We start from the raw sequence: 25214 nt of genomic DNA, 5'->3' as shown, positions 1-25214 counted from the left end.
TTAAGGAATATTCAAATATTTATGGGTTTGTAACGAAACTCTCCATTTCGGATTGTTCATTACATAATCAACAATTAATGGTGTCATTTCTTCTTTTTTGCTCCATTCGGGTTGTAAAAATAAAATCGCATTTGGATTTACTTTAGCCGCTTGTTCTTCTGCAAAAATGAAATCGTGTTTGTTGTAGATGATTACTTTTAATTCGTTTGCAATATCGTACGCACTTTGAACAGGTAATTTATTTTTCTTTGGCGACAAACAAAACCAATCCCAAGTTCCCGAAACTTCGTAAGCTCCAGAAGTTTCAATATGTACTTTTAAATTTTGAGCTTTTAGTTTAGAAGTCAACAATGTCATATCCCAAGTCAAAGGCTCACCACCAGTAACCACAACTGTGTCGGCGTATTTTTTTGCATTGGCAACAATGATATCGGTATTGGTTGGAGGATGCAATTCGGCATTCCAACTTTCTTTTACATCGCACCAATGGCAACCTACATCGCAACCGCCAATTCGTATAAAATAAGCTGCTGTTCCTGTATGATATCCTTCGCCTTGAATCGTGTAAAACTCCTCCATTAAAGGCAACATTTCGCCTTTTTCAACCGCTAACTGTGTTTCTTTTTGTAACATCTTAAAACTAAAATAGTCGGCAAAGATACAACTTGGAAGTTAGAATTTAGAAATAAGAAGTTAGAAATTAATTTTCCGCTTGAAGTTGTTCTTGAAATTTCGTCCGATTTTACTACATTTGAAATTCAAAATACATCAAAATGAGCAAGACAGAAGATTTTAGCAAACATATAACAGAAGGTTACGCTTGTAAAGGCGAATTCATCACATTAGGTGGTGGAATTTTAGATGGCGAAGCGGTTCCAAATACACATGTCAATATTCCATTAAAAACTTTAAACCGTCACGGACTAATTGCAGGAGCAACGGGAACTGGAAAAACCAAAACTATTCAAGTGCTTTCAGAACAATTATCGCAAAATGGTATTCCGGTTTTGATGATGGATATTAAAGGAGATTTTTCAGGAATTGCAATGCCTGGAGAAGAAAAATCATTCATTACCGAACGTCATGCTAAAATTTCGATTCCTTACGAAACAAAAGCTTTTCCGGTGGAATTAATGACAATTTCAGAACAAAATGGTGTTCGATTAAGAGCTACAGTTTCTGAATTTGGACCTGTTTTATTCTCTCGAATTTTAGATTTGAATGATACGCAATCAGGTGTGGTTTCAATCATTTTTAAATATTGTGATGATAATAGTTTGCCATTATTGGATTTGAAAGATTTTAAAAAAGTACTTAATTACGCAACCGAAGAAGGAAAAGCCGAATTTGAAGCCGAATACGGAAGAATTTCAACCAGCTCTACAGGTTCAATTTTGAGAAAAATCATCGAATTAGAACAACAAGGTGCAGAATTATTCTTTGGAGAAAAATCATTCGACATTCAAGATTTAATGCGAGTTGACGAAAACGGAAATGGTTATGTCAACATCATGCGTTTAACCGATATTCAAGACAAACCGAAATTATTCTCAACTTTCATGTTGAGTTTGTTAGCCGAAATTTACAATACAATGCCTGAACAAGGTGACGCTGGTCGACCAGAATTAGTGATTTTCATTGATGAAGCGCATTTGATTTTTGACGAAGCCAGCAAGGCGTTATTAAATCAGATTGAAACGATTGTGAAATTAATTCGTTCTAAAGGAATTGGAGTTTATTTCATAACGCAAAATCCGATGGATGTTCCAACAGGCGTTTTGGCACAATTAGGTTTAAAAATTCAGCATGCGTTGAGAGCTTTCACGGCGAATGATAGAAAAGCGATCAAAATGACAGCTGAGAATTATCCTGATACCGATTTTTATGAAACCGATGAAGTGTTAACTTCGTTAGGAATTGGAGAAGCTTTCGTAACAGCATTAAGCGAAAAAGGAACACCAACACCATTAGTAGCAACGATGATGCGAGCTCCAATGAGTAGAATGGATGTTTTAACTGAAAGTGAAATTGAAGCAAGTATTTCAAAATCGAAATTAGCTAAGAAATATAATGAGGTTTTAGATCGTGAAAGTGCTTACGAATTATTAAACAAAAAAATTGCCGAAGCGCAAGAAGTCGCAGCCGAACAAGAAGCAGAAAAACCAACCAGAAAAGCAAAAGAAGAACCAAGTACAACAGAAGTTATTGGGAAATCAATTACCAAAGTGGTGACAAGTGCGAGTTTTATTCGTGGCGCTTTTGGTTTGTTGATGAAGATGTTTAAAAGGTAATAAGCAAAGACTTAATCTCAAAATGAAAAAATATTTTATTCAAAAAGCACCATTTGTAGTTCCAACAACTGATGGGAAATTAATTAAAGAACATCACGGATTGGCTACTACAAATAATTCAGCGATTTCGATTGCTCATATGATTGCGCCACCAGGTTGGAGCGAGCCTTTTCAAACTCCAGAATTTGATGAATATACATATATCATTAAAGGGAAAAAGCAATTCATTATTGAAGATGAAACAGTAGTTTTAGAAACAGGTCAATCCATTAAAATTGAGAAAAATACACGTGTTCAATATTCAAACCCGTTTGATGAACCATGTGAATATTTGGCAATTTGTACGCCAGCTTTTAGTATGGATGCTGTAAATAGAGAAGAATAAAAAAGAGGCAATTGCCTCTTTTTTATTCTAATAATTCTAAGATCTTATTTTCAACTTCTTCCGAATTCCAACTTTCTTGAATATTATCCATTTTCAAAACTTTTTGCATGATTTCATTTTGGAAATCACCAATAGCCATGGCTTCTGAATAAGGTTGTAAACTAAAAGTTACTCTACTATATAATGGCATCCATTTTTCTGGATGTTTGTCGGAAAACCATTTTTCGATTTTCTTTTGCAATAAAAAATTAGCATCCGCAGTTTTCGCACTCATTTCTTCAAAATTTCTTCTGGAAAGTTCGGCAATAGCATCTGCGTTTGGCTTTCTTGAAATTTCATATTCTTTGAAAATTCTATCCCAATCATCACCATATTGTTGCATCAATTCATTCAGAATCGTGATATCTTCAAAACCTGCATTCATTCCGTGACCATAAAACGGCACAATTGCATGTGCAGAATCTCCAATTAAAGCAATTTTATCATTAAATGTCCAAGGGAAACATTTCATAATCGCCAAATAACTATTCGGATTTCTGAAAAAATCGCGCACTAAATCTGGAATTACATCTTTTGTATCTGGGAAATAAGTCGCGAAAAACGAAACTAATTTTTCTTCATTTGTTAACGATTCAAAAGAATTTTCGCCTTCAATTGGCATGAACAAAGTACAAGTAAACGAGTTGTCTAAATTAGCTAATCCCATCAACATGAAATTTCCTCTTGGCCAAATGTGTAAGGAATGAATATCAATTTTTGGAGAACCATCTGCATTGGCTGGAATGTGTAATTCTTTATACCCAATTTTCATGAACTCTTGCGAATAATCAAACATCGATTGACGTTGCATTCTGTGTCTAATTCTTGAAAAAGCACCATCGGCTCCGAAAACTTTGTCGTATTTTAACTCAGTCCAATCGCCTTGTTCCGTTTCGCCTTCCCATAAAGTTGCGGTGGCTAAAGTTACATCCCAAATTTTACGTTCAAAGAAAAATTCTACTCCTTCAGCTTCAGCTAAATCCACCATTTTTCTATTCAAAACGCCTCTTGATAGAGAAAAAATGGCTTCACCTTCTTTTCCGTAATATTGATAATTTAGTTTTCCATCTTGTAAATGGATGGCTCTTTTATCAACTGGAATTCCGATTTTTCTAATTTCCTCATCTAAGCCCACATCTTCCAATGCCTTCCATCCACGATTTGACATCACCAAATTAATGGAACGACCCGAAAACTCAACTGTTCTAATATCGGGACTTCTGTCGTAAACATGTACTATATGTCCAGCTCTTTTTAAATAGATTGCCAATAAAGTTCCTACTAATCCAGAACCTACAACAGCAATTTTTTGTGGCGTTTGCATGAAATTTTTGTAAAAATTTGGACTACAAAAATACGGAATAATAAATTTTAATACCTGACTTTTATCAGATTTTTCATTTTGAAATTTATTTTTGTTTAATTATTTTTAATATTAGTTAAACAAAATGTATCTTTGGATAAAAATTGCTATGAGAAAGATTACGAAAGACGAATTATTTTATATGTCTAAAGTGCCGAGATTGAACTTGGTAAATTGCGTTACAGGTTACAAATCGGCCAACTTAATAGGAACTTGTTCTGAAAATGGCACTTTAAATGTTGCTATTTTCAGTAGTGTTACGCATTTAGGAAGCGAACCACCTTTATTAGGATTTATTTTAAGACCTACAACGGTTCCAAGAGACACTTATAAAAACATAAAAGAATCCGGATTCTTTACTGTAAATCATATTACCGAAGAAATGATTGCCGATGCACATCATACATCCTCAAGTTATGACGAACATACTTCAGAATTCGATAAAACGAATTTAGAACCAGAGTTCATTGACAATCACAAAGTACCATTCGTAAAAGGAAGTCCAGTGCAATTACTTTGTAAATATGTGAACGAATACAAAATTGATGAAAACGATTGCATTCACATCATTGCATCAATTGAAACGATTTATGCTGATGAAAAACTATTTCATAATGATAATTGGATGCAATTGGACAGAGGAAATGTAATCGCCATAAACGGTTTAGATGGTTATGCTGTTCCAAAATTATCAGACAGATTTCATTATGCGCGACCAGACAAACCATCAACTTCCATGTTATAATGGCGCATAAAAAAGTAAATCTTCCCGAAAAAATTTGTAAAACCTGCCTACGTTCTTTTTCTTGGCGAAAAAAATGGGAGAAAAACTGGGAAGAAGTAATGTATTGTAGTGATAAATGCAGAATGAATAAAAATGTCAAAAATCAAGTTCAAGGGCAAGATCAAAAATCAAACATTTAAAATAAGAAACACAGATTTAAAAAATAAGTGAAATCTTTAAAATCTTTTATGAACTTATTCAACGAAATAATTCTACTCAAAATCAACTTATATGACTTACATGTTTAAAAATAAGTTTTAAAATAACACAATGAACGGACTAATATGGTTTAGAAACGATTTGCGCACGATTGACAATCATTCGTTGTACAATGCTTGTAGAGAAAATGAAAAAGTAATTGGAATATATTGTCTTGATCCAAGACATTTTGAAACAACTCAATACGGCTTTAAGAAAACAGAAAAATTCAGAACTCAATTTCTTCTAGAAACGGTAACCGAATTACAACAAAATTTAGCTGAGAAGAATATCTCTTTACTAGTTTATTATGGTTATCCAGAACAATTGATTCCAGAAATAGCGGCAAAATATCAAATTGACACGATTTATATTCAAAACGAATGGACGCAGGAAGAAGTAGATGTAGAAAATGAAGTTCGCAATTTAATTCCAGCGGTGAATTGGAAAACCTATTACGACCAATTTTTATTTCATCCTGATGATGTTCCATATGAGGATTGGGAGAAAATCCCTGAAGTTTTTACAGAATTTAGAAAGCAACTGGAAAAGAAAATTCGAGTGCGACCAACAGTTGCCATCACAGCAAAACCAATTTCAAATGTAATTGAAGAAAAAACAAGTATTCCAACTTTAGAAGATTTAGGATTTGACTCCGAAGCTTCGGAGTTCAAGCAACCGAATAAAACCGCCTTTCCATTTAAAGGTGGCGAAAATCAAGCTAAAAAAAGAATCAAAGACTACTTTTGGGATACCAAAAAACTAGCGGTTTACAAAAAAACTCGAAATGGTTTAGTTGGAAAAGATTACAGTTCGAAACTTTCGGCTTGGTTGGCAAATGGAAGTATTTCAGCACGAATGATTTATTGGGAAGTGCAACAATTTGAGAAAAAAGAAGTCAAAAACGAAGACACCTATTGGTTAATTTTCGAGTTGATTTGGCGTGATTATTTCAAATACATTTCGCTAAAACACGGCAACAAAATTTTTCAATTGAACGGGATTTTGCAAAAAGAATACCATTGGAACCAAAACACAAAAGCTTTCAACCAATGGACAAACGGCACTACACCAGAACATTTCGTGAATGCAAACATGATTGAATTACAAAAAACAGGTTGGATGAGCAATCGCGGTCGTCAAAATGTGGCGAGTTATTGGGCCAAAGAATGGGAACAAGATTGGCGCATTGGCGCAGCGTATTTTGGAAGTATGTTGATTGATTACGATGTGCATAGCAATTATGGTAATTGGATGTACAACTCTGGTGTTGGTAACGATCCGAGAGATAGAAAATTTAACATCAAACGCCAAGCGGAAATGTATGATGGTGACGGAAAATTTCAAAAAATGTGGTTATTTCCTGAATTATTTTAAATGAAAATACTTCGATTACTTTTGGGCGACCAACTCAATTCGGAACATTCTTGGTTTGATAAAGTCAATTCAGATGTGATATTCGTAATGGCGGAAATGCGTCAGGAAACGGATTATGTGAAACATCATATTCAAAAAGTCGTGGCATTTTTTCTTTCAATGCGAAATTTTTCGGAGGAATTGACAAAACGAGGTCATCAAGTTGTTTATTATAAAATTTCGGTTGCGAATAATCCAAAGAATTTGGAACAATTGATTTTGGATTTGGTTGAAAAGAATAAAATCGAGCAATTTGAATACCAATTTCCTGATGAATATCGCTTGGATGAACAATTAAAATCTATTTGTGAAAAACTTTCTATTCCAACAAAAGCCGTTGATTCTGAACATTTTTATACTTCTAGAAATGAGTTGGCTGATTTTTTCAAAAGAAAAAAGCAACTTTTAATGGAAAGTTTCTATCGGATGATGCGAAAAAAACACGATGTTTTAATGGTAGGTAATCAACCGTTAGACGGAAAATGGAATTTTGACCACAACAACCGCAATCAATATAAAAATGAAGTTCCGATTCCGTTTCCTTTGGAATTTCATAAAAATGTGAGTGAAATTATTACCGAAATTGAAAGTCAAAACATTACCACTTTTGGAAGTATTGATGCTGAAAATTTCAATTGGCCGACTTCAAGAAACGAAAGTTTACAATTGATTGACTATTTCTGTGAACATTTGTTGGCGCATTTTGGAACGTATCAAGATTCCTTATTTTCTGGACATAAATTCCTATTTCATTCGCGTCTGTCTTTTGCGATGAATTCTAAAATGATTAGTCCGAAAGAAGTGATTGATAGTGTGATTTCGTATTATTATCAAAATCAAGAAACCATTGAATTGGCTCAAGTGGAAGGTTTTGTGCGACAAATTATTGGTTGGCGCGAATATGTCAGAGGAATTTATTGGAAAGAAATGCCTAATTATGCCCAAATGAACGCATTGGAAAACTATAATCCATTACCTGAATTCTTTTGGACTGGAAAAACCAAGATGAAATGCATGCAACATTCGATTTCCCAAAGTTTATCTGAATCTTATGCGCATCACATTCAGCGATTGATGGTCATTGGAAATTTTTCCTTGTTAGCACAATTACATCCTGATGCAGTTGATGCTTGGTATTTGGGCGTTTACATCGATGCGATTGAATGGGTAGAAATGCCGAATACTCGAGGTATGAGTCAATATGCTGATGGCGGAATTGTGGCGACTAAACCTTATGTTTCTTCAGGAAGTTACATTAATAAAATGAGCAATTATTGTGGCAGTTGTCATTACAAAGTAAAAGAGAAATTGGGCGAAAAAGCATGTCCCTTTAATAGTTTGTATTGGCATTTTTTAGATGAGAAAAAGCAACATTTTGCCAATAATCAAAGAATGAGCATGATGTTAGCCTTACTAAGAAAAATGAAACCTGAAGAATTAGCGGCTACGAAAGAAAAAGCGATTTCGATTTTGGAGGATATCAATGATTTATAAAAAAACCGAAGCTTTTGAAACTTCGGTTTTGAATTTTATTTATTAAATTTAATCTTATTACCTACATTCATCTTTTGAGATTTTGCAAAAACACCACACATGTGGAACAACATTCTTGCTCCTACGTTTCCATCCCAATCGTCATCACCTGGAGCCACTTCTACTAAATCAAATCCGATGATTTCTTTATTAGTTGCTGCTAAACGGTTGAACAAATAAGCGGCTTGCTCAAATGAAAATCCACCCGGAACCGGAGTTCCTGTATTTGGACAATACCAAGGATACATGCCATCAATATCGAAAGAAATACAAACTTTTTCTGGTAACGAAGCGATAATTTGGTCGCATTGTTGCTGCCATGTTTTGCCTTCGAAAGCTTCTTGTTTTAAATCGCTATCAGTGTGAACTAAAACTCTATCGCTTAAAGCTACTTCCACTTCTTGCTCACAGAAATCGCGAATTCCTACTTGTACAATTTTAGAAATTTGCGGAATTTGTAAGGCATTATACATGATAGAAGCGTGTGAATATGTGAATCCTTCGTATGCAATACGTAAATCCATGTGCGCATCTAAATGTAAAATTCCGAAGTTCTCATATTTAGTTGCTAAAGCTTGGTAATAGCCTAATGGAGTAGAATGATCTCCACCTAAAAGTACTACTTTTTTACCTTTATTCATCCAATTAAGCGTTTGCTCACGAACGGCTTCCACCATATCAGAACACGCATAATTGATCTCTTCTAAATCTTTAGTCAAAGATGGATGGTGATCTAGAATCATTCCGCTTTCCAATGCTTTGATGATTGGTGCAGCTTGTTTCTTATATTTTTTAGATTTCTTTTTTAAATCTTGAGCTGGTCTATCTAAATAAATACCTAATTTCCATAATTCAGGAAATTCTTGGTGATTTAAATCTACTTGAAAAGAAGCATCTAAAACCGCATCTGGCCCTTTGGAAGCTCCAGAACCATAACTCACCGTAACTTCCCAAGGCACAGGAATTACAATGATTTCACTTTGCTCTGCCGAAAATGGCAATCCAAAAATAGTAGCATCGGCTAACCCTGGTTGAGAAGGATCAAAATTTTCTAAAATTTGTTCTTTAGTCATGATTTCTTGTAATACTGTTATTCTATACAAAGATAGTTTATTTAACAAAAAAAGCCGAACAAGATGTCCGGCTTTTACTATTTATTTAAAATTTCTTATTGTTTTACAAACTTATGAGATGCTTTTGCATTCATAAAATAAACCATATAAACGCCATTTGCTAAATTAGAAATATCAACTGTAGATTCATTAGTGATAAGGCTTTTTCCTATTACTCTTTGTCCTAGCATATTGTAAATTTCAATTTCTTCATTTTCAAAATTATCCCCTTTGATTGTAATTGTTGTTGAAGCTGGATTAGGATAGATACTGAAAGTGTTTTTTACTACATCATCAATTCCTAAACTTGCCTGAACCACCAAATTGAAATTACAATTTACAGAAGTTCCGCTTGTAGCTGTCATTGTAACAACATGTGTTCCTACAGCAACAACAGTTCCTGCCGCTGGACTTTGAGTTACAACAGCATCACAATTTGAATTGATTGCATTTGCTAAACTAGCAAAACTAGGCACAGTATAATTTCCTAATCCATCAGCCGTTACGGTTTGTGTACCAGGACAGTTGATTCGTAAAGCTATTGCAGGCATTACATAACCTTTAGCAGTATATTCTTCCGTCATAACTTTAATATCTGCACAACTATAATTCATATCTATAGCGGCTTGTCTAACAGCAATAGCTGCATTTTGTTGATTTGTTGTACTATTTGTTAATGCTAAACCTTCAAGAAAAGCAGTATCCGTTTTTACTCTACCTAATCTGTCCCAAATTTTCATATTCACAGTTGCCCAAATTTGACCATCTGAATGAACTTGACCAACCAAACCTCCTGGATACAAAGCAGCATAATTAGTAGTTCTTCCAACCCAACAAGCATTATGACCATCCCAATTAAACATCCAATGATAAGCTGCATCTGCTGATGTCCATTGATTTGGCAACGCTCTACTATGAGACTGTGCCCAATAATCACCAGTTCCTTCGCTTAAACCATTTACTTGTGACAATGAACCTCCGGTTAACCAATCATGTAATCCGTGACCTAATTCATGCCAAATTACATCACCATCTTCTCCATCGTCAACACATCCTTCACCAAAAGACAAATCATTCCCAGCACTAGAATATCTTGAATTATCATTACCGTTTTGACCAGATGGATCAAACCAAAGTATCCCAGCATTTCTAAAAGGACGACAATTGACCCCTAATGTTTCATTTATATAACGTAAACTATTATCTAAACTATAAAAAACATTTGCTGCTTCAAAACCATCTGCATTTCTTGTAAATAAAAAGTTAGGATTAGTTTGTGTAAATAAACCTCTGTTTGGGTTTTCAATATTCTTAATTTCTACATAAGAACTTTTTAATTTAAAAGTCCCTGATACGTTGTCTACTTCTGGCAAGTTAACTAAAACTCTCTGTGCATTTAACTCTGCAGTATCCGCATCATTACCATCAACATAATTACCGGTATAAGCAACTCTAGCAGAAGATAATGGATCTGACAAAAACACCATAGCAGTTCCAGATTCAAAAGTTAATGTAGAATTTGATTCTTTAGTCATGAAAAATTTTGTTTTTCCTGATGTTTTAGTTGTATGTAGATGATTAGTATCGCATTCAGTACCACATTTAATAGCAATATCTTTAACGCTTAAAATAGCACCACTCATCGCATCAATTATAACTTCCCATGAACCTGGATTTTCCTCGAAATTAGTAACTACTCTGTAAATCAGACTTGTGTTTTCTAATTTATTATAAACAAATAAATTTGATTCTTGAACCGAAACCATTCCAGAAACACCAATTTCTTTATCTGCAATTTCAATAGCTCTTTCTTTTGAAATTTGAGGTATTGTATTGATTTGAATAACTTCTTTCGTAATGTTATGATCTGAAAAAGAAATTTCTCCAGAAGGATTAAAATGCACTACAATTTCAGTATCAAAAACAGGTACATTATTAACCATTTGTTGAAAACGTAATGTTTCACCCGATATACTTTTACGTACAAAACGCAAATTAATATCAGAATCTGAATTGATTTTCAATTCTTTTAAATTGGGTTTAATCCATTGTCTTGCAGCAGCTTCCTTTTCAGAAACCTGCGCAACTAAAAGCTGAGTTACTCCAATTATTGAAAACACAAGCGTAAGTAAAGTTTTTTTCATTTTTATGAGTTTGATTTTAAGGTTATTACAAATAAACCAAAAAAACATCAAAAAACACAAAAAAATGTTAAAAAATTACTTATTCAAAATAGATTGTTTCAAAACTTGTCCAAATTCATACATATCTTCGAAAGAACAATAGAATGGTGCTGGTGCTAAACGAATAATTAGATTTGTAGTCTTTAATTTTTCATCATATCCCATTCATCGAGAAAACTACTTTTTTCAATTTCAATAATATCTTTTTCTGAAGGTTTAATTTCGTTTCCATTTACATCATAAAAATTCCAAGTATCAGTTATGTAACCAAAATTTATTTCATCACCACCTTCACAACTTGTTTTTTTATGTTTTTTCCCTATTCTATATTTACCTTTTGCCTTTAAATTTCCATTTTCATGATAGTATTTCCATTCTCCATATTTATAACTATAATAACCATCACAGATTCCACTCACACAACATTGTTTATAAGTATCTAGTTTATAATTCCCTTCAGATTTTAAGTTCCCATTTTTATAAAATTCTCTCCAAAATCCTAATCTAAAATTATTAAACTCTTTATGAAAATCATCTATTGTACCAATGCTTTTAATTTCTCCGCTAACGTAATATTCAGAAATTTCAGTTTTATTAAGGTATTCAACTTCAGTTCTTGAAGTTTTACAACTTACGAAAAACATAAAGGTTAATATATATGGAGATAATCTCATTTTTTTAGTAAAATTAAATTTACACTATTTCTCCAATATCAATCTCTTCAATATTTGTCCAAATTCATACATATCTTCAAAAGAACAATAGAATGGTGCTGGCGCTAAACGAATAACGTTTGGTTCTCTCCAATCGGTAATCACTCCATTTTTCATTAATCTTTCAAACAATTCTCGTCCTTGTCCGTGAAGGTAAACAGATAATTGACAACCACGTTCTTCTTGATTAGCAGGTGTTAGTATTTCAAAATCCGCGCCTTCTAATTCTTTGTCGATTTCATGTAGCACAAATTCTAAATAAGAAGTGATTAGATTTCGTTTTACAATTAATTTATCCATTCCTACTTCTGCAAACATTTCAACCGAAGCTAAATAAGGTGCTAAAGACAAAATAGGTAAATTACTAATTTGCCATCCGTCTGCTCCGTGAACAGGATCAAAATCAGGTTCCATTTTAAAACGACGCTCTTTGTTGTGTCCGTACCAACCTGCGAAACGTTTTAATTCTTTATCATTATGATGTTTTTCGTGAACAAAAAATCCCGAAGCATTTCCTGGCCCAGAATTCATATATTTATAACTACACCAAGCGGCGAAGTCTACATTCCAATCGTGTAATTCTAATTTAATATTTCCAGCAGCGTGTGCTAAATCCCAACCTACATATGCTCCGTGTTTTTGACCTGCAGCTGTAATGGTTTTCATATCAAACACTTGTCCTGTATAATAATTTACGCCACCGATTAAGACTAAAGCTAATTCACTTCCAACTTCCTCAATTTTAGCCAAAACGTCTTCTAAACGGATATTCGCTTCACCTTCTCTGCGCTTGATTTCAACAATAGCATCTTTTGGATCAAAACCATGGAACTTTACTTGACTTTGAAACATGTATTGATCACTTGGGAACGCCTTTTCTTCACAAATGATTTTATATTTATGAGGTGTTGGATTGTAAAACGATACCATTAACAAATGTAGATTTACTGTCAAAGTGTTCATAACTCCAACTTCAGTAGGCTTTGCTCCCACGATTTCACTTAAAGGAACAGCAAAACGTTCTTGGTAATCCCACCAAGGCTTATCAGAATAAAAATGCCCTTCTACTGCTAAATTTGCCCAATCATTCATTACCTCATCAACGTAAGTTTTGGTTCTTTTAGGCTGAAGTCCTAGAGAATTTCCAGTAAAGTAAATTACTTGTTTTCCGTTTACATGCGGAAAATGAAATTCATCTCTATATTTTCTCAATTCATCTTGAGCATCTAAACTTTGTGCGAATTCGCGTGTATTTTGAAAAGTCATTTGTTTGGTTGTTTGGAAAACAAAAGTAGTTAAAAGTTACAAAGTGTCAAAGTGATAAAAAATACGAAAATTGGATTTCAGATTTAGAACGAACAGTAAAATAAAAATCCCAACCTTTCGATTGGGATTTTAAAATTATATGATTAACATCGCGTCTCCGTATGAGTAAAAACGATATTTCTCTTTAATTGCTTCTTCGTAAGCTTTCTTCATTAAATCATGACCGCAAAAAGCAGAAATCATCATTAATAAAGTTGATTTTGGTGTATGGAAATTAGTAATCATACAATCTGCAAGACTAAAATCGTAAGGTGGATAAATAAACTTATTAGTCCAACCCGTATAAGGATTTAAAGTTCTTTGAGAAGAAACTGAACTTTCCATAGCTCTCATAGCGGTAGTTCCTACACAACACACTTTTTTCTTTTTAGCTTTTGCGTTATTTACAATATCACAAGCTTCTTGAGAAATAATCATTTCTTCAGAATCCATTTTGTGTTTTGACAAATCTTCTACCTCAACTGGATTGAAAGTTCCTAAACCTACGTGTAATGTAACCTCAGCAAAATCAACACCTTTAATTTCTAAACGTTTTAATAAGTGTTTAGAAAAGTGTAAACCAGCTGTTGGTGCAGCTACTGCTCCTTCTACTTTTGCGTAAATGGTTTGGTAACGTTCTGCATCTTCTGGTGTAACTTCTCTTTCAATGTATTTTGGAATTGGAGTTTCTCCTAATTCTACTAATTTTTCTCTGAATTCTTCATAAGAACCATCGTATAAGAAACGTAATGTTCTTCCACGAGAAGTTGTATTATCGATAACTTCAGCAACTAACGAATCGTCATCACCAAAGTATAATTTATTTCCAATACGAATTTTACGTGCTGGATCTACTAAAACATCCCATAAACGTTGTTCTGCATTTAATTCTCTTAATAAGAAAACTTCAATACGAGCTCCTGTTTTTTCTTTATTTCCGTATAAACGTGCTGGAAAAACTTTTGTATTATTTAACACCATTACATCGCCATCATCAAAATAATCGATAACGTCTTTAAATAATTTGTGCTCGATAGTATTGGTTTTTCTGTTAACCACCATTAAACGAGATTCGTCACGATTTTCCGTTGGAAACTCAGCTAATAATTCATTTGGTAAATTGAAATTGAAATGAGATAATTTCATTTGAAATTGTTTAAGTGTTTAAAAGTTTAAGTGTTTAAGAATTGTTTTTCATTAAACACAAAAAATTAGTATGCAAATATACGATTATGAAATAGGCGTTGTCAAGTAAATTGAGGTTTATTTTACAAAACCCTTTGTTTACTGGACAACGCCTAAATCTGAAACAAAAAAACTAACTACTTAATTACAATTTTCTTAGTTGCAATATTGTTATCGATATCTTGAATTCTTACCATATACATTCCATTAGCTAAATCAGAAACATTGATTTGTTTTTGATTAGATGAAAGCACTTTTTGCCCTTGAATATTATAAACTTCTATGGATTGAATATCGTTTTCGATTTCTATATTTAGAATATCACGAACTGGGTTTGGATATAATTTTACTTCTAAATTGTTTTGAGAGAAATTTGAAGAAGACAAAGTAGTACCCGAATTATATAAATTGGTTATTTCTGAAGCAGAAATAGCTCTGTCATAAATTTTTAAATCATCTACAAAGCCATTGAAATTTCCAATTCTAAAAAAAGTATTATTAGTATTCAATAATGGTCTGCTTATTTCTCCCTTTAAAATTCCATTTACATAAATTTTAGCAACTCCAGATTCAAAAATAACCACTGCATGATACCAAATTCCCGCAACTGTAGTATTTGAAAAGGACTGATCATATGCATAACCTTGAAAAACTGCATTAACGGAATTCAAATAATAACCAAAAGTATTATAAGTACTAGCTCCACCATAAGCAAATGGACCAGGATAAGTTGTTGTACTGATAGCATTTATTTTATACCAAATTGAAATTGTTCTATCTGTATTTCCTATTGGAATTCCGGGAATTGTGCATTGTCTAAATGCAGCAGCAGTTGTAATCAAACTTTTAGAACTTACATTGAATCTATCTAAGCCATATGCTATTGGATTTGATCCGTCAGAAGAAACAAACTGAACTGAATTAGTTGTATCATAACTATCACCATCAAATTTAAATTCTTTCAACAAACCAAATTCAGTTCCTGCGGGCGGTGCTGGTAAAGTTGTAAAAGTTCCTGTAGTAGAGTAAACGGTTCCATTACTATTAACAGCTTCTACCACATAAAAATAAACAGTTGCTGGAGATAATCCAGTTATGGTTCCATTTCCTGATCCCGAATTTAAAATTGTTCCGTTAGCTAAGGAATTTGTCATTGCACCAGCACTTGTACCCCAAAAAATAGTTATCGCTGATGAACCCACGCCAGCAATTAAAGAATAATTAACAATTGCTGTTGATACTGCTGGAATTGAAGATGTAGGTCCAAAAACCGGAGTAAGTCCAGCTGTTGTAAAAGATCCTACAGTTGAGTAATACAAATTAGATGAAATTTGAACTCGTGCTCTGTAATAATAGGTTGTATTTGGCAACAAACCAGTAAAATCTGCACTATGTGATATAGGGCTAACACTACAGTAATTATTTGCAATTTGCGTTGATGTCATAAAAGATGCCGAAAAAGAACCATTAGTTGCTAATTCTGCTCTATATGAATAAGTCAAACAATTGTTTTGGACTTGAAAATTAATAGTTGCAGATGTTGATGTAACATTTTGATGACTTAAGCTTGGAATAGTAGGTGGTTGCGCATTTCCAAACGAAAATACCATTAAAAATAAAAAGAGTAAACGTGTTTTCATATTAAATAATTTTAAAGTTTAATTCAAAAGTATTCTGAATCCTATCTTAAATTTTCGTTGAGTTTACCAAATCCTATTTTCGGTTAACGAAAAAAGAATGATAAGCGGTTTCGTTAATTAGAAAGTAGGTTTCGTAAACTGAGTTTATTCCTTATATCTTAATTTCCTATATTTGTTATAAATCAAAACTAATTGAAGTTTCTTAAAATCATATTGTTGCTACTTTTTACCCAAATCACCTTTGGGCAAAACCCTTATTATTACAGTATTGACAGAACTAATGGATTACCTTCAAACAGTGTTTATGATATTTTTCAAGATAGTAAAGGATTTATGTGGTTTGCAACAGGTAAAGGATTATGCCGTTATGACGGAAGCGTTTTTAAAACATTTACTTCTGATACTCAAACATCAAAATCGGGTTCATGTATAAACGAAGATAGTTTTGGAAGAATTTGGTATTGTAACTTTGATGGCTACTTATATTACGTTGAAAATGGTGAGTTAAAAAATTTACCTCAAAAAGAATCTGTTGGATACATGAAATATGGGATAATAAAAGACAAACTTTTTTTAATGCAATCTAAAAGTGTAGCAGTTTATGACTTAAAAACATTACAACTAGTATATTCTTACCCAGTACTTAATGAAAACACAAGAGCTACTTTTGTCTCAAACTCTAAATTTTATTTTATTGGAGAATGTATCTACGAAATTGATTATCCAAAAAAAATAAAAACATATTCGCTTACAGAGGATTTTATAAAAACACTAGAAGTTCCAATTGTTCAGAAATTAAAAAATGAATTTTTTGTTGTTTCAAAATTTTCAAATTATTACTACACCTATAAAGATAATCAACTCTCTAAAAAGAAGTTTAATAGTTCTTTCGATTTCATACAAAACCTAGCCACAGTAGATAATTTACCTTGGTTGTGTACTCCTAACGGAATTATAAAATATGAAAATGACAAAGCAACGACTTATTTTTCAGATTTTAATGTATCGTATATTTTTAAAGATAAGCAACAAAACTACTGGATTTCCACGGTAAATAGTGGTTTGTTATTTATTCAAGATTTTAAAAATAATTTTATTCCCTTGTTTCCTAAGCCTACAATTTTTACACCCTATCAAAATCAACTTTTAATAGGAACTGAAAATGATCTTATTTTTGCCTTACAACCGAAAGATTTATCAGTAACTACTGTTTACAAAAACAACAGTAACCATCCAATTAATCAAATTATAGGAAATGAAAAAGATAAAAACATCTATTTTACTTCTACTAAATTTAAAATTTTAGACAATCAGAATATTGTTTCAAACGAAAAATCTTTTGCTATAAAAGACATCAAAAAAATTGATGACACCTATTACTCTTTTGCTGCTAGTGGAATTTGTGGCTTGTTTAAAGTTAGTGACAAAAAAAGCAAATGGGATAATTTGCATAATAAAAACTTAAACGCTCCTTCAAATTTTAATTAAAGTGCCTTAATAAAATCTAACGGAAAATCTACGGCATTTAATCCCACAAACGATTGTATTTATTATGCTACAAACATGGGCCTAAAAGTTGTAAACTTTAATCAAATTAAAGAAATAAAATTTCAAAACAAATCGCTTTACATTACTAATTTACAATCCTACAAAAATGTTGTTTATGCTTTATCTACAAGCGAAGAATTATATAAAATCGATTCGAAAAACACAATTACAAAGGTATCGGTTTTTGAAAAACATCTAAAAGAACGCTTTACCAAATTTAAAATTCAGGAAATTCAATTTTTATTTTTACATCTAACGGAATAATTGAATACAACTTAATTAAAAATAATTATCGCAAAATTTTACCTTTAACTAGCGATTTAGAAGTTACAGATGTAGCCATAATTGAAGACAAAATTTATTTTGCAACTTCAAAAGGAATTATCGTTAAAAATAAATTTAAAAATAAAGAATTCGCAAAACCTGAATTAATTATTAATGAAATTAAAGTCAACGGCATTCTACACAAAGAAAACAATCTAAGCGAATTAGAATACAATCATAATGATATTTCTGTGAATTTTTCGGTGCTTTCTTTTATACCAAACGAAAAAAAGAGTGTCTTATACAAAATAAATGATGGCAATTGGAACCGTTTAGATGCCGATAATAAAAACCTTATTTTATCATCGCTTTCACCAGGTGATTATAATTTGTTTTTAAAAATCGATGCCAATTATGAAACTAAAATAAAGCAAATCGATTTTAAAATCAACAAGCCTTTTTGGCTGAATACCTTTTTCTTGATTTACATGAGTTTGATTATCATAGCGCTATTGTATACGTTTTATAAATATCAAATTCAAAAAATTGAAAAGAAAAATCAGCTTTTATTAGACAAAGTTAATTTAGAAAAGAATTTAAACCAGTCGAAATTAAAAGCGATCAAGTCGCAAATGAATCCGCATTTCTTTTACAATGCGCTTAACACCATTCAGTCTTATATTTTATCTAATGACAAAAAACAGGCCGTTTCTTATTTATCAAAATTTTCAACATTGACCCGAACAATTTTGGAAATGAGTGAGAAAGAAAATATTACGCTTTCTGAAGAAATTAAAACTTTAGGATTATATTTAGATATTGAAAAGGCACGTTTTGATGAAGATTTTAGCTACGAAATGAACATCGCCTACGGAATTGACATTGAAAACATCAAAATTCCTTCGATGCTATTGCAACCTTATGTTGAAAATGCTGTTAAACATGGCTTGCTACATAAAAAAGGAGAAAAGAAACTGACTATCGATTTTGAACGCATATTAGATTCTTTAAAAATCACAATTGATGACAACGGGATTGGACGTCAAAAAAGCGCCGAATTAAATGCCATAAAGAACAAAGATCATTTGTCGTTTGCAACCGAAGCCATGCAAAATCGAATTGCCTTACTGAATCAATACAAACAGAAAAACATTGCCATTAATTTTGACGATAAATTCAATAAAAATGAGCGATCTTTAGGTACAAAAGTAATTATAGAAATTCCTATTACGTATTAAAATGAAAGCCATTATTATAGACGACGAAAAAAGAGCCAGAGTTTCCTTATCGTTACTTTTGCAAGAATATTGCCCTCAAGTTACTATAGTTGCTGAATGCGAAAACTTGCCCGAAGGCGTAAAAGCAATCAGAAAACACCAACCCGATATTGTGTTATTAGACATTGAAATGCCTGGACATAGTGGTTTAGAATTATTAGATTTCTTCGATGAAAATGAAGTGAATTTCTCTATTATTTTTACTACAGCTTATAACGAATATGCTTTAAAGGCATTCAAATTTTCTGCTGTTGATTATTTATTAAAACCAATTATTCCAGAAGAATTAGCCGAAGCCGTTGAACGAGTTGCCAAACAAAAACAACGTTTTGAAAATTTTAGAGCTTTTAAAGAAAATTTACAACAAGAAACCTTAACAAAAATAGCCGTTCCGTCTGGAAACACGTTATTATTTTTAGATACCGATAAAATCATGTATATCAAAGGTGAAGGCGCTTATTCTGAAGTTTTTTGTAGCGATGGCAGCAAACAATTAGTAAGTCGAAACTTAAAGAATTTCGAAGATATTTTATGCTCCGATTCACGATTTTTGCGCATTCATAAATCGTATATCGTAAATTTTAACTTCGTAGTAGCTTTCAATAAATCAGATGGTGGAAGTATTGAATTAGAGAATAAAGCTCAAATTCCGGTTTCTCAAGATAAAGCTCAACAAATCTTAGATCAAATTCAGATTATAAAACGTTAGTGTACTTCTGAACCTACAATTCCTATAATTTTCAAATCTTCCCAAAAATCAGGATACGATTTTGAAACTACTTCTGCTTGATTAATAGTCAAAGAAATTTTCAATGCTAACGGAGCAAAAGCCATAGCCATTCTGTGATCTTGATAAGTATCGATAGCAATGTTTTCATTAATATGATTTGAGGCCTCTAATGTCAGGCTTTCATTAGTAACTGAAATTGTTGCGCCTAACTTTGTTAGTTCTGTTTTTAAAGCTTCTAATCTATCTGTTTCTTTGATTTTTAAAGTGTGTAATCCTGTTAGATGACAACCTATTCCTAATCCAAAGCAAGTCACAGCAATTGTTTGAGCAATGTCAGGACAATTATTTAATTGATAGTTAACAATTGATGATTGATGATTTTTTGTTTTGGTAATAGTAATAGAATTGTCTTCATTAAAAACTGTTTCAACTCCAAAATCTTGGTAAATGTTTGCCAAAGCGCTATCTCCTTGTAAACTATTTTTTTTATAACTAAAAAGTGTAACTTGAAAATCTATTTCAGACAAAGCAACAATGGAATACCAATATGAAGCCGAACTCCAATCGGACTCAATTGTAAATTGTGAATTGTGAATTGTGAATTGTGGTTTTACAGAAATTTTATTTCCAACAAAAGAAGTCTTTACTCCTATTTCATTCAACAAAGTCAAAGTCATTTTTATGTATGGAACGGATGTGATTTCACCTTCAAGAGTTAATTCTAAACCATTTTCTAATTTAGGTGCAATCAACAACAAGGCTGAAATATATTGGCTACTCACATTTGCAGGAAGCGAAACTTTGTTTTGAATCAATTTCTTTCCAATAATTTTTATTGGTGGAAAACCTTCATTTTCTTCATAACTTATATCAGCTCCCAATTGATTTAAAGCATCTACCAAAATTTTAATTGGACGCTCTTTCATTCTGGAAGAACCAGTTAAAACCACTTCTTTTCCTTCTTGGACGGAAAAATAAGCAGTTAAAAATCGCATGGCTGTTCCTGCGTGATGAACATCTACAAGTTGGATGTTGGAAGTTGGAAGTTGGAAGTTTTGCAATGCTTTCAACATAACTTCAGAATCATCGGAATTGGATGTGTTCTCCAAAATTAAATTTGGATATAACGCTTGCAATAGCAACAATCTATTGGTTTCTGACTTGGAACCAGTGATTTTGATGGGTGCTGGATGCTTGATGCTAGATGATTTAAGTAATAAATTCATTATTTGGTAACTATTTTTAATCCGACAATTGATAAAATTAATGTAGTGATGAAAAACACACGCCAAAACGTAGCGGGTTCTTTGAAAACGATGATTCCTACTAAAACACTACCCACAGCTCCAATACCTGTCCAAACGGCATAAGCGGTTCCGATAGGTAATTCTTTGGTTGCTTTTACTAACAATATCATACTGATAGAAAGACACACCAAAAAACCTCCGTACCAAAGTAAAGAAGTGTTTCCTGTTGATTCTTTTGCTTTTCCGAGGCAAGTAGCAAAACCTACTTCGAATAAGCCAGCGATTATGAGTAAAATCCAGTTCAATTTATTTCAATTTATCGTTGTTGTGATGACGGTCGTGATCGCGTTTGGTTTTTAAATCCATTTTTTTATCAAAAGCAGCTTGTAAATCTACACCAGTTTGATTAGCCAAACATAATACCACAAAAACTACATCAGCCAATTCTTCGCCAAGGTCTTTGTTTTTATCGCTTTCTTTTTCTGATTGTTCGCCATAACGACGTGCAATAATTCGAGCTACTTCACCTACTTCTTCTGTAAGCTGAGCCATATTTGTTAATTCATTGAAATAACGAACTCCGTGTTCTTTAATCCAATTATCAACTTCTTGTTGGGAGTTTTTTAGGTTCATTTATTCTTTATTTTTTGTATCAATAATTATTGTAACTGGTCCGTCATTAACTAAAGCTACTCTCATATCGGCTCCAAATTGACCGGTTTGTATTTTTTTACCTAATTCTATTTCCATTTGTTGTACGAAAGATTCGTAAAGCGGAATTGCAATTTCTGGTTTTGAGGCTTTAATATAACTTGGTCGATTTCCTTTTTTGGTTAACGCATGTAATGTGAACTGACTCACAACAATCATCTCACCATCAATATCTTTTAATGACAAATTCATTACTTGGTTTTCATCTTCAAAAATTCTTAAATTGGCTATTTTAGAGGTTAACCAATTGATATCTTCCTGATTATCGGCATCTTCAATTCCTATCAAAACCAATAAACCTTGTTTGATTAGAGCTACAATTTCGCTGTTAATAGTAACTGATGATTCGGAAACTCTTTGAATTACTGCTTTCATTTTAATGTATAAACATCAAAAATATAAAAAATATCAGAAAAGATTTACGGAAATCCGTAAAAACAAATTATTTTCTCGTTTCGTCGCTAGCTCTTCGTTCAGCATCATAAATATCTGCACGATATTGCTCTTCGTCACCCTCTAAAATTTGGGTATAACTTTTATAACGCGACCATGAAATTTCATCGTTTTCTAACGCTTTTTTAATAGCGCAATGCGGTTCGTCTTTATGTAAACAGTTATTGAATTTGCATTGGTCTTTCAAAGCAAAAAACTCTGGAAAATAATCTCCTATTTCTTGTTTTTCCATGTCAACAATTCCAAAACCACGAATCCCTGGCGTATCGATAATTTGCGCTCCAAAAGATAAATCAAACATTTCGGCAAACGTTGTGGTGTGTTTTCCTTGTGCGTGTGATTCCGAAATTTGTTTGGTTTTTAAATTCAAACCTGGTTCTAAAGTATTTACCAAAGTAGATTTCCCAACGCCAGAATGTCCTGAAAACATAGAAACTCTGTCTTTCATTAACGCTTTTAGTTCGTCAATTCCTTTTCCATCTTTTGCAGAAACCCGTAAACATTTGTAACCGATTGAAGAATAAACATGTTGTAAATATAATTGTTCGTCTAATGTTGGGTCATCAAACGTATCAATTTTATTAAAAACGATGACAGCTTCAATTCCGTAGGCTTCTGCTGTAACTAAAAATCGGTCAATAAAACTGGTTGTTGTTGGTGGATTATTGATGGTTACCAATAAAAAAACGACATCAATATTAGAAGCAATAATATGCATTTGATGCGATAAGTTTACTGATTTTCTAACAATGTAATTTTTTCTGTCGTGGATTGCCGTAATTACTCCTGTCGTTTCATCTGTAGTGTTTTCAATATCATAATCTACGATATCGCCAACGGCAATAGGATTGGTACTTTTGATGCCTTTCATTCTAAATTTACCTTTTATACGGCATTCCAAAAAGTCACCATTTTCAGTTTTAATGGTGTACCAACTTCCGGTAGATTTATAAACGATTCCTGTCATTCAAGATTAGAAATTAGAAGTTAACCCTTCGACTAAATCAGGATAACTAAATAAATATTTCAACAAAGATAGTGTTTCTTGTTAAAAATTGTAAATAAAAAAAGACCACTTAAAAAGTGGCCTTAGAAATATTATTTGAATAAATATTAATATTTATATCCAATACCTTTTTTAATAACTTGAGAACCTCCTAATGAATTAGAACTAGCTCCAACAGTTGATTTATCAGCAGTTTGTAAAATAAATGGACAACCCATTTTAGCTGCTTCAATTTTTAATTTCTTTTCTGCTTTTTTATCTCCAGTGTTTCCAGTGTGGTAGTTAATTAAGCCTGTTTTACCTCTTACTTCATCAACTTTCTTCAATCCAGCAATATATGCTTTATCTTCTAAGATAACCACTTTTTCCCAATCAGCTTCTCCGTTGATAACGATTTTTTCAGTAACTTCTTCAACACGTCCTGTTTTTCCATAAACAATTTTCTCAATTGCATATTTACCAATTGTATTTTCTGCATCTTCACCATCATATTTGAAGATAACAGTATACTCTTCTAATTTTACAACTTTACCATCTACAACTTCTCCGTTGTGTTTGTAAATTTTATCAACTTGTGCATTTGCTGCAAAACCTAAGAAAGCTACAGCTAGTAATAAGAATTTTTTCATTTTGTTGTTTTATTTTATGAATTAACAGGTGCGAATTTATAAAAAGATTTTAAATGTTTTATTTTTTTATGAAAAATATTACTTATTTATCACTTTTTCTTGATGACTAATACTTTCTTGGTGTATCGCCTTAAACAAATGCATAACAAATTCGTTACTCAATCCTTTTTCTTCGCCTTCTAAAATCATTTTTCCTAAAATTTCATTCCAGCGTTGGTTTTGTAAAATAGCTACATTTTTTTCCTTTTTAAGCAAACCTATTTTATCGGCTACTTTCATTCGGTTACCCAAAATCTCTAATAGTTTTCCATCAAATTCATCAATTTGCATGCGGAGTTTTGCCATTTTTTGGCTGTATTCGCTTTCATCATCTGACACTTTTCTAACGCGTAAATTAATGAACATTTGCTTTAATGTCTCTGGCGTTACTTGTTGGGCTGCATCACTCCAAGCATTGTCTGGGTCAATATGAGTTTCAATAATTAATCCGTCGTAATTCAAATCTAAAGCTTGTTGCGACACTTCTTGAATCATATCTCTTCTTCCTGTAATGTGCGAAGGATCGCAAATTAAAGGCAAATCTGGGAAACGATTTTGTAAATCGATTGCTATTTGCCACTCGGGATTATTGCGGTATTTTGTTTTTTCGTAAGTAGAAAATCCTCTATGAATTACACCTAATTTCTTAATATTCGCATTGTATAAGCGTTCTAAACCTCCAATCCATAAAGATAAATCAGGATTTACTGGATTTTTTAATAACACGATTTTATCAGTTCCTTGCAAAGCATCTGCAATTTCTTGAACGGCAAATGGATTTACAGTGGTTCTGGCGCCAATCCATAATACATCAATATCGTGCTCCAATGCTAATTTAACGTGGGCAGCCGTTGCTACTTCGGTTGCCATTAATAAACCAGTTTCAGCTTTGGCTTTTTGCATCCATTTTAATCCGATTTCACCCACACCTTCAAATCCACCCGGACGTGTGCGAGGTTTCCAAATTCCCGCTCGGAAAATCGAAACATCAGAATTCTTTAATTCGTGTGCTATTTTTAAAACTTGTTCTTCGGTTTCTGCACTACAAGGTCCTGCAATTACAAGTGGATGATTTAATTGAAAATCATCTAACCAAGTGCGTAATTCTTTTTTATTTTCCATAATCCTTAATTCACTGTAAAATTACTATTTATTCTTAAATT

The 25214-nt window shown here is 32.5% G+C and carries 25 protein-coding genes; 10 read left to right on the top strand and 15 right to left on the bottom strand.

What is annotated here, in order from left to right; translation table 11 throughout:
- Entirely contained in the window at positions 1-633 is a 633-nt protein-coding gene (locus tag AAEO58_RS04805; RefSeq protein WP_133610454.1) for a 7-carboxy-7-deazaguanine synthase QueE, read from the bottom strand.
- Between the two features lie 140 nt (positions 634-773).
- On the opposite strand from AAEO58_RS04805, the gene AAEO58_RS04800 reads away from it, so the two are divergent.
- Entirely contained in the window at positions 774-2291 is a 1518-nt protein-coding gene (locus AAEO58_RS04800; protein ID WP_341682318.1) for a helicase HerA-like domain-containing protein, read from the top strand.
- A gap of 22 nt (positions 2292-2313) precedes the next feature.
- Positions 2314-2676: a cupin domain-containing protein gene (locus AAEO58_RS04795; RefSeq protein ID WP_341682317.1), complete on the top strand. Its 363-nt coding sequence runs from the start codon at positions 2314-2316 to the stop codon at positions 2674-2676.
- A gap of 22 nt (positions 2677-2698) precedes the next feature.
- Here AAEO58_RS04795 and AAEO58_RS04790 read toward each other — a convergent pair whose 3' ends face one another.
- Positions 2699-4039, bottom strand: a complete 1341-nt coding sequence (locus AAEO58_RS04790; protein ID WP_341682315.1) for an FAD-dependent oxidoreductase — start codon at positions 4037-4039, stop codon at positions 2699-2701.
- 148 nt (positions 4040-4187) lie between these two features.
- Between AAEO58_RS04790 and AAEO58_RS04785 the strand changes: the two genes are divergently transcribed.
- The 4 genes from AAEO58_RS04785 to AAEO58_RS04770 all read left to right on the top strand — a co-directional run bounded on the left by AAEO58_RS04785 (position 4188) and on the right by AAEO58_RS04770 (position 7970).
- Complete coding sequence (locus tag AAEO58_RS04785) at positions 4188-4823, top strand: flavin reductase family protein (protein ID WP_341682313.1); 636 nt, start codon at positions 4188-4190, stop codon at positions 4821-4823.
- A complete protein-coding gene (locus tag AAEO58_RS04780) occupies positions 4823-5002 on the top strand; it encodes a DUF2256 domain-containing protein (protein ID WP_341682312.1) in 180 nt (59 codons plus the stop codon). Before AAEO58_RS04785 ends, AAEO58_RS04780 begins: the two co-directional genes overlap by 1 nt.
- 130 nt (positions 5003-5132) lie before the next feature.
- Positions 5133-6437 carry a DASH family cryptochrome gene (locus AAEO58_RS04775; RefSeq protein ID WP_341682310.1) on the top strand — a complete coding sequence of 435 codons (1305 nt, stop codon included), beginning with the start codon at positions 5133-5135 and terminating at the stop codon, positions 6435-6437.
- Complete coding sequence (locus AAEO58_RS04770) at positions 6438-7970, top strand: cryptochrome/photolyase family protein (protein ID WP_341682309.1); 1533 nt, start codon at positions 6438-6440, stop codon at positions 7968-7970.
- A 35-nt stretch (positions 7971-8005) separates the two neighbouring features.
- Here the strand turns inward: AAEO58_RS04770 and AAEO58_RS04765 are convergent, their stop codons facing one another.
- The 6 genes from AAEO58_RS04765 to AAEO58_RS04740 all read right to left on the bottom strand — a co-directional run bounded on the left by AAEO58_RS04765 (position 8006) and on the right by AAEO58_RS04740 (position 16147).
- Complete coding sequence (locus AAEO58_RS04765; RefSeq protein WP_341682369.1) at positions 8006-9082, bottom strand: agmatinase family protein; 1077 nt, start codon at positions 9080-9082, stop codon at positions 8006-8008.
- Between the two features lie 95 nt (positions 9083-9177).
- Positions 9178-11265, bottom strand: coding sequence for a T9SS type A sorting domain-containing protein (locus tag AAEO58_RS04760; RefSeq protein WP_341682307.1), 2088 nt, complete (start codon positions 11263-11265; stop codon positions 9178-9180).
- 182 nt (positions 11266-11447) lie between these two features.
- Positions 11448-11978, bottom strand: coding sequence for a toxin-antitoxin system YwqK family antitoxin (locus AAEO58_RS04755; RefSeq protein ID WP_341682305.1), 531 nt, complete (start codon positions 11976-11978; stop codon positions 11448-11450).
- A 24-nt stretch (positions 11979-12002) separates the two neighbouring features.
- Positions 12003-13283, bottom strand: coding sequence for a kynureninase (kynU, locus tag AAEO58_RS04750; RefSeq protein ID WP_341682303.1), 1281 nt, complete (start codon positions 13281-13283; stop codon positions 12003-12005).
- Between the two features lie 135 nt (positions 13284-13418).
- Entirely contained in the window at positions 13419-14468 is a 1050-nt protein-coding gene (gene queA, locus AAEO58_RS04745) for a tRNA preQ1(34) S-adenosylmethionine ribosyltransferase-isomerase QueA (protein ID WP_133610430.1), read from the bottom strand.
- Between the two features lie 176 nt (positions 14469-14644).
- Positions 14645-16147 carry a LamG-like jellyroll fold domain-containing protein gene (locus tag AAEO58_RS04740; RefSeq protein WP_341682300.1) on the bottom strand — a complete coding sequence of 501 codons (1503 nt, stop codon included), beginning with the start codon at positions 16145-16147 and terminating at the stop codon, positions 14645-14647.
- 192 nt (positions 16148-16339) lie between these two features.
- On the opposite strand from AAEO58_RS04740, the gene AAEO58_RS04735 reads away from it, so the two are divergent.
- The 4 genes from AAEO58_RS04735 to AAEO58_RS04720 all read left to right on the top strand — a co-directional run bounded on the left by AAEO58_RS04735 (position 16340) and on the right by AAEO58_RS04720 (position 19945).
- Positions 16340-17635 (top strand): two-component regulator propeller domain-containing protein, encoded by a 1296-nt coding sequence (locus AAEO58_RS04735; RefSeq protein ID WP_341682298.1) that lies wholly within the window; start codon positions 16340-16342, stop codon positions 17633-17635.
- A gap of 75 nt (positions 17636-17710) precedes the next feature.
- Complete coding sequence (locus tag AAEO58_RS04730) at positions 17711-17959, top strand: hypothetical protein (RefSeq protein WP_341682296.1); 249 nt, start codon at positions 17711-17713, stop codon at positions 17957-17959.
- Between the two features lie 251 nt (positions 17960-18210).
- Positions 18211-19197, top strand: coding sequence for a sensor histidine kinase (locus AAEO58_RS04725; protein WP_341682294.1), 987 nt, complete (start codon positions 18211-18213; stop codon positions 19195-19197).
- Between the two features lies 1 nt (position 19198).
- Positions 19199-19945, top strand: a complete 747-nt coding sequence (locus AAEO58_RS04720; RefSeq protein WP_341682292.1) for a LytR/AlgR family response regulator transcription factor — start codon at positions 19199-19201, stop codon at positions 19943-19945.
- On the opposite strand, the gene aroA is transcribed toward AAEO58_RS04720, so the two are convergent.
- The 7 genes from aroA to AAEO58_RS04685 all read right to left on the bottom strand — a co-directional run bounded on the left by aroA (position 19942) and on the right by AAEO58_RS04685 (position 25173).
- Positions 19942-21192: a 3-phosphoshikimate 1-carboxyvinyltransferase gene (gene aroA, locus AAEO58_RS04715; protein WP_341682291.1), complete on the bottom strand. Its 1251-nt coding sequence runs from the start codon at positions 21190-21192 to the stop codon at positions 19942-19944. The genes AAEO58_RS04720 and aroA overlap by 4 nt on opposite strands.
- Positions 21192-21518 carry a DMT family transporter gene (locus tag AAEO58_RS04710; RefSeq protein WP_341682290.1) on the bottom strand — a complete coding sequence of 109 codons (327 nt, stop codon included), beginning with the start codon at positions 21516-21518 and terminating at the stop codon, positions 21192-21194. Before AAEO58_RS04710 ends, aroA begins: the two co-directional genes overlap by 1 nt.
- A gap of 1 nt (position 21519) precedes the next feature.
- A complete protein-coding gene (locus tag AAEO58_RS04705) occupies positions 21520-21846 on the bottom strand; it encodes a nucleotide pyrophosphohydrolase (protein WP_133610418.1) in 327 nt (108 codons plus the stop codon).
- On the bottom strand, positions 21847-22299 hold the full coding sequence (dtd, locus tag AAEO58_RS04700) for a D-aminoacyl-tRNA deacylase (RefSeq protein WP_341682289.1): 453 nt from the start codon (positions 22297-22299) through the stop codon (positions 21847-21849). It abuts the gene before it with no gap.
- Positions 22300-22366: 67 nt separating this feature from the next.
- Positions 22367-23344, bottom strand: a complete 978-nt coding sequence (rsgA, locus tag AAEO58_RS04695) for a ribosome small subunit-dependent GTPase A (RefSeq protein ID WP_133610411.1) — start codon at positions 23342-23344, stop codon at positions 22367-22369.
- Between the two features lie 146 nt (positions 23345-23490).
- The gene (locus AAEO58_RS04690; RefSeq protein WP_290821929.1) at positions 23491-24012 is read right to left on the bottom strand and encodes a hypothetical protein; all 522 of its coding nucleotides are present in this window, start codon (positions 24010-24012) and stop codon (positions 23491-23493) included.
- 78 nt (positions 24013-24090) lie between these two features.
- Positions 24091-25173: a chorismate mutase gene (locus tag AAEO58_RS04685; protein ID WP_341682285.1), complete on the bottom strand. Its 1083-nt coding sequence runs from the start codon at positions 25171-25173 to the stop codon at positions 24091-24093.
- Positions 25174-25214: the final 41 nt, after the last annotated feature.

Source organism: Flavobacterium helocola, from assembly GCF_038289885.1.
GTDB lineage: Bacteria > Bacteroidota > Bacteroidia > Flavobacteriales > Flavobacteriaceae > Flavobacterium > Flavobacterium cheniae.
This window is presented reverse-complemented; position numbering and strand designations above follow the sequence as displayed.